The organism is Mycobacterium sp. NGS18 (assembly GCF_059813185.1).
Genome location: NZ_JCALEC010000001.1, coordinates 309,747 through 321,935, shown reverse-complemented (window position 1 = coordinate 321,935; position 12,189 = coordinate 309,747). Strand labels below are relative to the sequence as shown.

15 protein-coding genes are annotated in these 12,189 nt (G+C 68.2%); 9 read left to right on the top strand and 6 right to left on the bottom strand.

The features are described 5' to 3' along the window. Positions 1-198: 198 nt before the first annotated feature. From AC5Y31_RS01565 to AC5Y31_RS01530, 8 genes are read left to right on the top strand one after another with little or no spacing between them, the layout of a single operon-like run. Positions 199-1,377: a polyprenyl synthetase family protein gene (locus AC5Y31_RS01565; RefSeq protein ID WP_499977531.1), complete on the top strand. Its 1,179-nt coding sequence runs from the start codon at positions 199-201 to the stop codon at positions 1,375-1,377. Next, complete coding sequence (gene crtI / locus AC5Y31_RS01560; protein ID WP_499977530.1) at positions 1,374-2,897, top strand: phytoene desaturase family protein; 1,524 nt, start codon at positions 1,374-1,376, stop codon at positions 2,895-2,897. Before AC5Y31_RS01565 ends, crtI begins: the two co-directional genes overlap by 4 nt. Beyond that, a complete protein-coding gene (locus AC5Y31_RS01555; protein WP_499977528.1) occupies positions 2,894-3,856 on the top strand; it encodes a phytoene/squalene synthase family protein in 963 nt (320 codons plus the stop codon). The genes crtI and AC5Y31_RS01555 overlap by 4 nt, the downstream gene beginning before the upstream one ends. Continuing rightward, positions 3,853-4,176: a lycopene cyclase domain-containing protein gene (locus AC5Y31_RS01550; RefSeq protein WP_301634704.1), complete on the top strand. Its 324-nt coding sequence runs from the start codon at positions 3,853-3,855 to the stop codon at positions 4,174-4,176. Before AC5Y31_RS01555 ends, AC5Y31_RS01550 begins: the two co-directional genes overlap by 4 nt. Further along, positions 4,173-4,484 carry a lycopene cyclase domain-containing protein gene (locus AC5Y31_RS01545; protein ID WP_065022812.1) on the top strand — a complete coding sequence of 104 codons (312 nt, stop codon included), beginning with the start codon at positions 4,173-4,175 and terminating at the stop codon, positions 4,482-4,484. Before AC5Y31_RS01550 ends, AC5Y31_RS01545 begins: the two co-directional genes overlap by 4 nt. Further along, entirely contained in the window at positions 4,471-5,196 is a 726-nt protein-coding gene (locus AC5Y31_RS01540; RefSeq protein WP_499977527.1) for a class I SAM-dependent methyltransferase, read from the top strand. The genes AC5Y31_RS01545 and AC5Y31_RS01540 overlap by 14 nt, the downstream gene beginning before the upstream one ends. Next, on the top strand, positions 5,193-6,716 hold the full coding sequence (locus AC5Y31_RS01535; RefSeq protein ID WP_499977525.1) for an FAD-dependent oxidoreductase: 1,524 nt from the start codon (positions 5,193-5,195) through the stop codon (positions 6,714-6,716). The genes AC5Y31_RS01540 and AC5Y31_RS01535 overlap by 4 nt, the downstream gene beginning before the upstream one ends. Beyond that, positions 6,713-7,708: a DUF5914 domain-containing protein gene (locus AC5Y31_RS01530; RefSeq protein ID WP_499977524.1), complete on the top strand. Its 996-nt coding sequence runs from the start codon at positions 6,713-6,715 to the stop codon at positions 7,706-7,708. Before AC5Y31_RS01535 ends, AC5Y31_RS01530 begins: the two co-directional genes overlap by 4 nt. Positions 7,709-7,715: 7 nt before the next feature. Here the strand turns inward: AC5Y31_RS01530 and AC5Y31_RS01525 are convergent, their stop codons facing one another. Both AC5Y31_RS01525 and AC5Y31_RS01520 read right to left on the bottom strand, forming a co-directional pair. Then, positions 7,716-8,447 (bottom strand): DUF1990 family protein, encoded by a 732-nt coding sequence (locus AC5Y31_RS01525; protein WP_499977523.1) that lies wholly within the window; start codon positions 8,445-8,447, stop codon positions 7,716-7,718. Beyond that, positions 8,444-8,677: a hypothetical protein gene (locus AC5Y31_RS01520; RefSeq protein ID WP_065022817.1), complete on the bottom strand. Its 234-nt coding sequence runs from the start codon at positions 8,675-8,677 to the stop codon at positions 8,444-8,446. The genes AC5Y31_RS01525 and AC5Y31_RS01520 overlap by 4 nt, the downstream gene beginning before the upstream one ends. A gap of 80 nt (positions 8,678-8,757) precedes the next feature. Between AC5Y31_RS01520 and AC5Y31_RS01515 the strand changes: the two genes are divergently transcribed. Further along, on the top strand, positions 8,758-9,507 hold the full coding sequence (locus tag AC5Y31_RS01515; protein WP_499977521.1) for a DUF1990 family protein: 750 nt from the start codon (positions 8,758-8,760) through the stop codon (positions 9,505-9,507). A 42-nt stretch (positions 9,508-9,549) separates the two neighbouring features. Here AC5Y31_RS01515 and AC5Y31_RS01510 read toward each other — a convergent pair whose 3' ends face one another. From AC5Y31_RS01510 to AC5Y31_RS01495, 4 genes are all read right to left on the bottom strand, one after another. Beyond that, the gene (locus AC5Y31_RS01510) at positions 9,550-9,936 is read right to left on the bottom strand and encodes a hypothetical protein (protein WP_301634696.1); all 387 of its coding nucleotides are present in this window, start codon (positions 9,934-9,936) and stop codon (positions 9,550-9,552) included. Positions 9,937-9,949: 13 nt separating this feature from the next. Next, positions 9,950-10,408, bottom strand: a complete 459-nt coding sequence (locus AC5Y31_RS01505) for an SRPBCC family protein (protein WP_065022819.1) — start codon at positions 10,406-10,408, stop codon at positions 9,950-9,952. A 148-nt stretch (positions 10,409-10,556) separates the two neighbouring features. Continuing rightward, positions 10,557-11,600, bottom strand: a complete 1,044-nt coding sequence (gene fni, locus AC5Y31_RS01500) for a type 2 isopentenyl-diphosphate Delta-isomerase (protein ID WP_499977516.1) — start codon at positions 11,598-11,600, stop codon at positions 10,557-10,559. 4 nt (positions 11,601-11,604) lie between these two features. Then, positions 11,605-12,096: a TspO/MBR family protein gene (locus tag AC5Y31_RS01495; protein WP_065022821.1), complete on the bottom strand. Its 492-nt coding sequence runs from the start codon at positions 12,094-12,096 to the stop codon at positions 11,605-11,607. Between the last annotated feature and the right edge of the window lie 93 nt (positions 12,097-12,189).

Sequence of the window (12,189 nt, the reverse complement as noted above, 5' to 3'; positions counted from 1 at the left end):
TTCGCGTGCGATCCTCGCCCCACGGTACCCGCGGCGTTCCGCCGCTGAGCGGGTCAGGCGAAGGCTGATCGGTCCGCCGGTGTGGTCCCGGCCGGTGCCGACCGCTCGCCGACCGGACCGGCTGATCCCCCGCCGATCCACCTGGTCAAACCGCTCTTTCGTGGCCAATTAATGGTTAACCGGCTCCCCGTTGTTTGGGTGCAAACCCCGGCGGGTACCGCCCAAACCAACGAGCCTGCGGAAGGAGCGTCCGTGGTCGAACGACACACGTGTTCGCTCATCGGCGAAGTCGGCTTGCCGCAGAATTCCTGCGCCGACAAAAGGTGCTTCGAGAGCTGGCAGGCGCACATTCGGCGCAATGTGCTCGCCGCCGTTGCCGCTTTCGTGGCGGCTCGCCGTTCGGCTGAGCTCGGCGGTACCGGCGTGCCCATCGCCGGCGACATCCTGGTCGACTTCATCGGCGGCAAATGCCTGCGCGCGACGTTCACCTACCTGGGCTGGCTCTGCGGAGCCGGCCCCAGCCGGGCCGCGCTGACAGCCGCGTCGAGCATGGAGTTGCTGCACACCTTCGCGCTGATGCAAGACGACGTGATGGACGACTCCGCCACCCGGCGCGGCCGGCACGCGGCGCACCGGCAGTTCGCGGAATGGCATCACCGGCGCGGCCTGCCGGGATCGTCGCGACGATTCGGCCAATCCGGCGCCGTGTTGCTGGCCGACCTGTGCCTGATCTGGGCCGAGCAGATGCTGCGCGAATCCGGCTTGCAGAGCGAGCAGCTCCAGCGGGCCTGGCCACGCTACGACGCGATGCGCACCGAACTCGCGGTGGGTCAATTCGCCGACCTCGCAAGCAATCTGCGGGACCGTCCCGATCTGGAAGCCGTCCTCGATGTCGCGCGGCGCAAGTCAGGAAACTACACGGTGCGCCGTCCGCTGGAGATCGGCGCAGCTATGGCCGGCTGCAGTGACGCCACCCTGGCCGGGTTGGGCACCTACGGCGGCGAGATCGGCGAAGCATTCCAGCTGCGCGACGACCTCTTGGGAGTGTTCGGCTCACCCGACACGACCGGAAAGCCCAGCGGCGACGACCTGCGCGAGCGCAAGCCGACCAGTGTCGTGGTCACCGCCTACCACATGGCCGACGCGCCGACCCGACGCGAACTCGCCGAACTGATGAAGCAAGCCGACGTCGACAGCCGTGCCGTCGACCGGTGGCGCGCGCTGATCGTGCACACCGGCGCGGTGGAGGCCATCGAGAAGATGATCGCCGAGAATCTGGTAACCGCGCGCATTGCGCTGGACGACATGGCAATCGGGGAAAACGTTCGGACCGCGCTGGCCCATATGGCCACCGCCTGCACGGAGCGTTCCCGATGACGCGCACGGTAGGCGGCCGCACCGACCATGTCGTGGTGGTCGGTGCGGGCCTGTCGGGCCTGTCGGCGGCACTGCACCTGGCCGGGCGCGGGCGAGAAGTCACCGTGATCGAGCGGGAGCCGTGGCCGGGCGGACGCGCCGGCCGGCTGGATATCGGCGGCTACCGGATCGACACCGGCCCCACGGTGCTGACCATGCCCGACCTTATCGACGAGGCGTTTGCCGCCGTCGGCGAATCGCTTACCGACCGACTGGAACTACTCGCCGTGGATCCGGCCTACGAGGCCAGATTCGCCGATGGCAGCGCGCTGAACGTCCACGCCGATGCCGAACGGATGGCCAGCGCTGTCGAGGAGTTCGCCGGCCCCGACCAGGCTGCCGGATACCTGAAGTTGCGGGACTGGCTGACCCGGCTGTATCGCATCGAGATCGACCGCTTCATCGGCGCCAACTTCGACACTCCGCTGGCTCTACTGAACCCGCCGTTGATGCGGCTGGCCGCAATCGGCGGATTCCGCGCCTGGGACACCATGGTCAAGCGCTACGTCAGCGACCGCCGATTGCGCCGGGTGTTCACCTTCCAGTCGCTCTACGCCGGGGTGGCACCCCAACACGCGCTGGCGGCCTACGCGGTGATCGCCTATATGGACACCGTTGCCGGCGTGTTCTTTCCGCGCGGCGGCATCCGGGCGCTGCCGGATGCCTTGGCTGCCGCAGCTTCTCGCGCCGGAGTGCGGTTCACCTACGGTGCGGCCGTCACCGCACTGGAACGCCGCGGAGACCGGATCACCGCGGTCCGCACCGACCGTGATGATGCGATCCCCTGCGATGCGCTGGTGCTGACCAGCGAACTGCCTCAAGCTTACGAACTGTTGGGCCGCACGCCCCGTCGTCTCCGAGCGCTGCGGGCCTCGCCGTCGGCGGTGGTGATACACGTGGGCTGTGATCGGCTGCGGCCGACGACCGCGCATCACACCATCCTGTTCGGCGAGGCGTGGCATGAGACATTCACCGACATCATCGGCGCGGGACAACTGATGCGCGACCCGTCGCTGCTGGTCACCCGCCCCACGGCCAGCGATCCCGGGCTGGCCCCGGCCGGACGTGACCTGCTGTACGTGCTCGCGCCCGCGCCCAACCTGTCCACCGGGACGGTCGACTGGCCGGCGATCGGGCCGGCCTACGCAGCGGGCCTGGTCGACACGGTGCGCGATCGGCTGCAGCCGGCTCTACGCGATAGCGCCGAAGTGCTCGAGGTCGTCACCCCCGCCGACTGGGCCCGCCGCGGGATGGCGGCGGGCACGCCGTTCGCGTTGGCGCACACCTTCAGCCAGACCGGACCGTTCCGCCCGGCCAACACCATCCGCGGCATCGGCAACGCGGTGCTGGCCGGCTCGTCGACGGTACCGGGCGTGGGGGTTCCGACCGCGCTGATCTCCGGGCGGCTCGCCGCCGACCGCATCACCGGAACTGTCCGCCGCCACGCCTCGCACCTCGACCTGAAAGCACCCCTGCCATGATCCACAGCGAGTTGGCCGCCGCCGGCATCGACGACCCGCAGTTGCGCGCGGCGTATCGCCGCTGCCGAGAAATCAACGCCGCCCACGGCCGCACCTTCTTCCTGGCAACCCGGCTACTGGCGCCGGATCAACGCCCCGCGGTCCATGCCCTCTATGGATTCGCCCGCTACGCCGACGACATCCTCGACGACCTGGACCCGGACATCGGCGCCGAGGTTCGTGCCGAGCAACTCCAACGACTCGCCGATCGGTTCTTCGCCGAGGACGAGCGGCACGACGATCCCGTGCTGGCCGCCGTCAGCCACACGGTGCGCCGGTATGGCATCAGCACGGATCTGTTCGACGACTTCCTGGCCTCGATGCGGATGGACCTGACCATCACCGACTATCCCGACCGTGACGCACTCAACCACTACATGCATGGATCAGCGGAAGCCATTGGTCTGCAACTGCTTCCGATTCTGGGGGCGATCGGGCCCACCGACGAGGCCGCCCCCTACGCGGCGGCGCTCGGGCGCGCCTTCCAACTCACCAACTTCCTGCGCGATGTCGACGAAGACTTGATGCGGAACAGGATCTACCTACCCGCCGACGAACTCGATTCCTACGGCGTCGACCGAGAGTTGCTGATGTGGTGCCACAGTGCCCACCGCACCGACACCAAGGTGCGCAGCGCACTGACGGCCCAACACGCGATCGCCCGGCAGACCTACCGATTCGCCGCCCACGGGATCGCGCTGCTGGCGCCGCGGTCACGTCCTTGTGTGGCAACGGCTTTGACGCTGTACTCGGCCATCCTCGACCGCATCGAAGACAGCGGCTACGCGGTGTTCAACCGCCGGGCGACCGTTGGCAACGCACGACGGGCGCAAGTCGCAGCCGTCGGGCTGCTGCGCGCCTGGCGCGCACGGTCCGGCACCACCGCCGGGTCGGGACGCGCAGAGTTCGGTGCGGCATGACCGATCGATGGCAGTATCTGCTGGTGCTGGGCGCCTGCCTCGCCATCACCGCACCGCTGGAAGTGTTCGGCGACGGCGTCTACCGACGACCCCGCCGGACGCTGCGCGCCGTGCTCCCGGTTGCCGCGGTCTTCCTGATCTGGGATGAGGTGGCCGTCGCCGCGCGTGTGTGGACCTACGATCCGGCATACATCACCGGGCTGCATATCCCGTTCGGGGTGCCGATCGAAGAAGTGCTCTTCTTCATTGTGATTCCGCTCTGCGCGCTGCTGACCTACAACGCGGTCGGCGACATTCTCGCCCGGATGCGACGACGATGAGCGGTCTGGGTTACACCGCGCCGGCCATACTGAGCGTAATAGCCGTGTGCGCACTGGAATTGGGCTGGCTGCGCACCGGACTGTTCCGGCGCCCGGCCTACTGGCTGGCGATGCTGATCGCGCTCGGTTTCCAGGTGCCGGTCGATGGGTGGCTGACCAAACTCAGCGCTCCGATCGTCAGCTATGACGAGCGGCACACCAGCGGACTGCGATTCCCGTTCGACATTCCGGTCGAAGACTTTCTGTTCGGCTTCGCCATGCTGACCGCGGTGCTACTGCTCTGGGAGCGTCAACGTGCGCCCCGCTGACCAGCGCAGGCAGCGCATCGACCTGCCGGCAGCATTCGACGCGGGCTCGGGCAGCTACGACCGCCTGGTCGACGCGAACCCCGGCTACCACGACCACCTGCGTCTCTCCGCACGCCGTATGCGGCTGCCCGGACGCGGCACCGGGCTACGGCTGCTCGATGCCGGATGCGGCACCGGCGCCTCGACGGCCGCCCTGCTGTCGGTGGCCCCCGACGCCGAGATCGTGGCCGTCGACGCCTCGGCGGGCATGCTGGGCGCCGCGCGCGCAAAACCGTGGCCGGAATCGGTGCGGTTCATCCACACCCCGGTCGAGGAGCTGAGCCAACACGGCGTAACCGGGCCCTTCGACGGCATCCTGGCCGCCTACCTGGTGCGAAACCTGGCCGATCCCGACGCTCAGCTGCGACAGTTCCGTCAACTGCTGCGACCGGGCGGCACGCTGGCGGTTCACGAGTATTCCGTGCGCGATTCACCGGCCGCGATCGCGAGGTGGCATGCGGTGTGCTGGGGCATCATCATTCCCGCCGGATGGTGGCGCAGCCGGGACACCACCCTGTACCGCTACCTGTGGCGCAGCGTGCTGGCCTTCGACGGCGCGGCGGCCTTCCGGCGGCGTCTTGACGACGCCGGCTTCACCGCGGTGCACAGCGAAACGGTGCCCGGTTGGCAGGCCGACATCGTTCACACCTTCCTGGCGGATGTACCGCGATGAGCGATCCACGCCGCCAAACACATCGGGCCGCTGACGGATTGCCCAACGCCGCGGCCTTGCCGTCGCGGCCGCGGGTGGTGATCGTCGGCGCCGGCATCGCCGGGCTGGCCGCCGCGACCGGGTTGGCCGAACGCGGTGTCGCGGTCGTCGTCGCCGAACGGGAGAACTACCTCGGTGGCCGGGTCGGCGGCTGGACCGAACATCACGACGGCACCGAGGTCGCCATGAACCGCGGCTTCCATGCGTTCTTCCGCCAGTACTACAACCTGCGGGCTCTGCTGCGGCGGATCGACCCGCAGCTGCGCATGTTCACTGCTGTCGACGATTATCCGCTCGTCGACGGCGCGGGCCGGCTCGACACGTTCCGGGGCCTGCCGCAGCAGCCGCCGTGGAATGCGTTGGCGTTCGCGTTGCGCAGCCCCACGTTTCGGCTGCGCGACCTGGTCCGGTTGAATCCGCGAGCGGCCGCGCCACTCGCCGCCGTCTCAGTGCCGGAGGTCTACGAAGCACTTGACGGCATCGACGCGGACACCTTCCTGCGGACCATCAACTTCCCCGAGGCTGCACGGCATCTGGCCTTCGAGGTGTTCTCCCGCAGCTTCTTCGCCGACCCGGCCGAGCTGTCGGCCGCCGAACTGGCGACGATGTTCCACATCTATTTCCTGGGCTCCAGCGAAGGGCTGATCTTCGATGTCCCCGACGCCAATTACGACGTGGCATTGTGGAACCCGCTGCGGCGGTACCAGGAATCCGCCGGGGTCGACTTCCGGCTCGGCGTCGAGGTGCTGCGCATCGAAGCCGACCCGGCGCCGTCGTTTCGGATCGTGGACACGAAAGGCGAATGCCTCGACGCCGACGCGGTGGTATTGGCCACCGATGTGACAGGCCTGCAGCGGATCGTTTCGGCATCCCCGGGTTTGTGCGATGAGCGGTGGCGCACGCGGATACAGAGGCTGCGCACCGCACCCCCGTTCACGGTCCACCGGCTATGGCTGGATCGCCCGGTCGCAGCCGACCGGCCGGCGTTTCTGGGAACCGCCGGCCACCCGCCGCTCGACAACATCAGCGTGCTGGAGCGCTACGAACGCGAGGCAAGCACCTGGGCGCGCGAGCGGCGTGGCTCGGTCGTCGAATTGCACTGCTACGCCAACGGTTCGGCCAGTTCGGCAGCGACCGCGGTCCGTCAGCTGCACGCGGTGTATCCGGAGACCGCCCGGGCCGGCGTGCTGGCGCAACGGGAGCTGCACCGCGCCGACTGCCCGCTGTTTCCGCCCGGATCGCACGCGGACCGACCCGGGATCAGCACCCCGCAGCCGGGCCTGGTGCTGGCCGGTGACGGGATCCGGATCGACCTGCCGGTGGCCTTGATGGAACGCGCCGCCACCACGGGCTTCAGTGCCGCCAATCACTTGCTGAGGCAGTGGCGGCTTGCCGGTCACGACCTGCACACCGTGCCCAACCAGGGTCGATCACGGCCGCTGAGGTGGCTGGCGAACCAGCGAAAGCGAAGTGCCACATGAGCCTTCACCGAGACCTACGGCGGCGATGGCCGAAGAACTGGCCGCTGCAACTTCTGCCCTCGCAGTCGTGGGCGGCGCAATCACCCACCTACTCCGACGCCGATCCGGCCGTCATCAACGCCGCTCTCCGCCGCGCCCAACGTCGAGCGACCGGCAACTGGTACGCCTTCGCCGCCAGCCGCGATGTGCGCCCCGACCGACCGCTGGGCACCACCGTCGCAGGCGTCCAGATCGTGGCGTGGCGCGATCCGCAGCACCGGTTGGCTGTCGGGCCGCGCAGTTGCCCGCATCTCGCCGCCGACCTGGCCACCGGGCGGGTACTCGACGGCGTCCTGATCTGCCGCTGGCACGGGCTGCCACTGGACGGCAGCAGCTGCGTACTGGGCTGGCGGCCGATGACCAGCCACGACGACGGCGTGCTGGCCTGGGTGCGCCTTGATGCCGTCGGCGGCGAAGAACCCCTGGAGCAGCCGGTGCTTCCGGCCAGACCGACGGGCGACACCTTGCACGCCGTCGCCCGGCTGGTCGGCATTTGTGAGCCCGCCGACATCATCGCCAACCGGCTCGACCCGTGGCATGGCGGGTGGTTTCACCCCTACTCATTCAGCAGTCTGGAAGTGCTGGCTACCCCGACCGAACAGGACGATCGCTTTCTGGTAGCCGTCACCTTCCGGATGGGGCGCTTCGGTGTACCGGTCATCGCCGAGTTCTCCTCGCCCGACGCCCGTACCATCGTGATGCGCATCGTGGAAGGCGAAGGGGTGGGCAGTGTCGTCGAAACCCATGCCGCACCAATCGGTTCCACCGCCGATGGCCGCCCGCGCACCGCGGTGCTGGAAGCCACCATCGCGCGCTCCGAACGGCCTGGGTTTCAGCGCGCCCTCACCGCGGCTGCGGTCATCACACCGCTGATGCGGTTGGCCGCGACCAGGTTATGGCGCGACGACCTGGCTTATGCCGAGCGCCGCTACCAGGTGCGGGCCAAGCACTGATCGGGTCTCACCCTCCGGAGTGGTGCGCTTTGATCGCCAACCGCTCAAACGGATTGCGCCTGATGCCCGACGGCGCCATGATCAGGCCCTCTGACGTCAGTGTCGGCTGCGGAGCCTCGCCGCCCGCCAAGACGGTTTCCACCGCGCTGCGCAGCCTGCGACTCACCTGCGTGTAGAAGTACAGCTGGAGTCGCCTCCCGAAGATCTCGAAACCGGCCCGTATCACCGGGTTCGCAATCGGTGCGCGCCGCGAGTAGGCGCTCAACACGAGGTGCACCTGCCCGCTCTGCTCATCTTTGGTCACTTCGTAGAGCAACCGGCCCTGCTCCAAATGCCCTTCAAGGGTCTGGTAGGCCCATCCCCACGCCCGCTTGCCGTCTCGGTAGCCGTCGACCACCTGCGTCACCCGCACCCCCACATAAAACCGCAGTCCGGCAAACCGCGCCTCGAGCAACATGTCTCGGCCCAGCAGATCACTGTCGGGCCGGTACACCGCGCGGATGATGCGCGGGTCGGCAAATTCATACTCGCGCACCAGCGTGCAGGCGATGTCCCACGGCCCCCCGGGCACCGGTGGGCCGGGCGGCTCGGTGGCGATGAAGGCGCTTGACTCATCGATATGCCAGTCGCCGGGATTCCCGGGCCCGGGAGCGTCCGCTTCGTCGTAGTTGATCTTCAGATGCGCCAGCCTGGCCAGTGCGGCGGCGAAGTCGACGCGCCCGTGCCCTGCCTCGATCATCCGTCCACTCCGAAGCGCTGGGGCCCGGCGACCGTATCGGCGGCGACCCACAAGAATTGCGGCCACAACCCGACGAACAACGCCCTGCGTTCGGCGTTGCCTCGTTCTGCCTGGTCAACCGATTTGGCTCGGATCCATAACGTGACGCTCAATCCGACCGAGCCGACCGAGGCGCCCCGTAACGCGGTGCTCAACCACAGCCGTGCGGTCCAGGGCCCTTCCAGAGTCATGGCAACGCGATACCCGCTGAGGAATTGGGGTAACCCTCCGCCTACCGCCAGCGGCGGTGATCCCACGAAGGGGGCAGAACATGCACGCTCCCCGGCAGGTTCTGGCCGGCCTTGCGCGCTACGGCGTCGGCGTGCCGTTGGTCAGCTGGCGCTATCTGTGGTCGACCGTCCCGCTGCACCGCTCGACGGCGCCCGGCGATTACGGCGATGCGCCGCCCGCGGCGCCGCCCGAGCACATCGCTGACTCCGGCGGCCAACTGCTGGCCGGCGGAACCGGACCGCTGTATCACCGGGTGTTCGGCGTCGATATCGACGACGCGCGACTGCGCGCCGATCAGCTTGTCGGCATGCTGGCCGCCGACCTCAACAGCGCGGTACCCAGCGAAGCCGCGGCGGTCGAACTCCCGGCTCACCGACAACGCGCACTGCACTCCGGGGACCGCATCACGTTCCGGATTCCGGGCCCGTGGAACGGCCCGGTGCGGGTACTTCATCGAGACAGCAACTCTTTTCGGCTGGGTACCCTCGCCGGCCACATGGAAGCAGGGCAGATCGAGTTCCGCGCTCACGACCGAAACGCCGGGCTGCGGTTCGAGATCGAGGTGTGGGCACGGTCGGCTAACCGGGTGGTGGATCTGCTCTACCGGCACCTGTGGGTCGGCAGCGAGATCCAAGTGAACATGTGGATTCGGTTCTGCCTATCCGCTGCCCGCCTCGCCGGCGGAAAGCCGCGAGACGGTGTCACGATCACGACCCGGGTCGTCGGTGAGCCGCGCGCCCTGGCCAGGTGTCTGCAAGCCGAACGGGCGGTCGAGCGCCGGCACCGGTGATCACGATCCGTCGGGCCATGTGTCGCCTCCCCCGTTGTCTCGTCACACGAGCGCTCTCAGCAACCCTTCGCAGTCGGCGACGGTCACAGTGACGCCGGGATGGCGCAGCAGGCCGGTCGGCTCGATCGCGCGAATCGGGGTGTGCAGCCTGATGCACACCCCCTGCTCGGCATTCGTCGCGAAGGTGATGCCCCGATCGGCAAGTGACAAGTGTGCCGGCCCCGCGGTTTTGAGAAAACGATACGGGCCGGTGATCCGAGCGTCGGCGATGTTGTCCCGCTCGACGTTCGCTCGCCACGGCCCGAATCGGATTGCCACGCCGCCGCTGCTCACTCGTACCTGGCATGTCGACGGGCTGACGCCGAAGAGCAACCCGGCGATCAGGTAGGGCCGGGTGAAGTGGAAGTCGAACGCTGGCAAATGCGTCACCCTGATCCGACGCTCAGGAGCGTTGCACGTCGCCGCGCCATGCTCCGGTTTCCACCGGCCGGCTTTCGATAAATTCTTTGAACCGCTCCATATCCCCGTGAACCCGACGGTCCAGAATGCCGAGTTTGTCGGCGACGTTTTCGACGAACCCCTCCGGGTCGATGTCCATCTGCGCCGTCACGCGGGTGACGTCATCGCTGATTCGGTGAAACGTGACGACGCCGGCGTGGTCGGGTCCGTCGTCCGAGTGCCACGCCACCCGCTCCTCGGGGTGCTGTTCGGTCACGGTCGCCCGGAATTCGCGGCTCGCGGGGCCGACGCTGATCCGCCACTTCAGGTGGGTGTCGTCGAGCTGGTCGACCCGCTCCACGCCCTCCATGAATTGCGGGAACGATTCGAACTGGGTCCATTGGTTGTAGACGGTGCGGATGGGGCGATTGACGTCCACCGCGGCGGTGATGTTGCTGGTCATGCTGTCCTCTCGATCGAAGTCCTGCCATTCGGCGCTGCCAGACCGGCTACCCGCACTGGGCCAGCAGTCAAACCTGCTGCCCAGCAGTGCTTTACGCGGGACAGAAATTTTGACGGTCAGGCACCGTCCCCGCCGCAAGCGGTAGTCGTCACTCAGCTGCTAGCTGAACTGTGTGCAGTGCCGCTAGATCCGGCGTCCCGCAACCGTGCATGCAGATGCGCAGTTCCTCGATGAATCGGTGCAGCCAGGCCGACACCGAATCCGCCGATTCGATCGCGGCGGCCAGCAGCGGTCGCGCGATCGCGACGACGTCGGCGCCCAGGGCGAGCGCCTTGGCCGCGTCCATGCCGGTGCGGATGCCGCCGGAGGCGACCAGCGGGATCTCCGGCAGGGCATCCCGGACTTCGCAGATCGCCCGGGCGGTCGGGATGCCCCATTCGGCCAGATCCGGGTAGCGCAGGTGCCCGTAACGGACATACTGCTCGACGCGCGCCCACGAGGTTCCTCCGGCACCCGCGACATCGATCGCCGCCACCCGTGGCTGCGGGCAGCACTTGAGCAGTTCGCCCACTGCTGCAGCGCCGATCCCGTGGCCGACCTCCTTCAACAGCAGCGGGTATCCGATCGCATCGGCGAATTCGCCTAGCCTGCCCAGCGAACTCGAGAAGTCGGTGTCGCCGTGGCGCTGCAGTGCCTCCTGTAATGGATTGGTATGCACCGCAAGAGCATCCGCCCCGACCCGGTCGAGCGCTGCAGCAATGGCCGGGGCCGCGGCTTGCGACAACTGCGCCAACCCGATATTGCCGATGAGCAATACATCGGGAGCCACATCGCGCACCGCGAAGCTGGCCGCCGCCTGTTCGGTCATGTCCGGGTCCAGCATGATTCGCTGCGAACCGAGCATCATCCCGATGCCCAGCTCCTGGGCGGCGGCGGCCAGGTTCCGGTTGATGGTTCCGGCCAGCGCGGGGCCGCCGGTCATGGCGCCGATCAGCACCGGCGCTCGCAGCCGAACCCCGAGGAAGTCGGTGGCCATGTCGATGCCGGTGAGGCTGGTCTGCGTCAGCGCGTTGTACGGCAACCGGTAGCGCTCCAGGCCCGTCGACACCTGTTCGAACTCAACGCGTTCGGTCAGGCACACATCGATGTGCCGCCGCTTGCGGGAGGCGATCAACTCGGGCTCCGCACTCATGGCGCTACCGCCGTCGGCGATTGAGCACCGAGATATGCCCGGACAACACGGTGGCGAAGGCGCACCACAGCGGGTACAGCACCAGCGGTACCGCCCGCGCCTTATCGACGCTGACCGCTCGACGGGCAAGGTCGGCGCTGCTGACCGTGAGGATCGCACTCAGCAGCGTGGCGGCGCCGAAGCGCCGCCGGTTGAAGAACAACCACGACCATCCGGCGTTGAGTGCCAGGTTGCCGGCGAGCGCGCCCTGATAGGCGCGTTGCTCGCCGGCCTGCCCGGAGTCGCGCAACCGGTCGATCGCCGACGCCGAAACAATGGCGATGTCGGCGTAGAGCGCCGGCCACACCACCGGAAACACCTGCCGGGGCGGTTGATAGGCCGGCTTGCGGAGGTGGTCATACCACGTCGATCGGACCGCCGGGGTGGTCGCGGCGGCGCCGAGCGTGGAGGTCAGCAGGACGGCAGCCGCAGTGCCGACCAGGGTGGGGATGCGCATACCGGCCCTTTCACCAGACGTGTGGGTACCGCTGGCGTATACCCCGTGGGCGAGGATCGGATGCCTGGGCCTTCCGGGTTCGCACACCGCAGA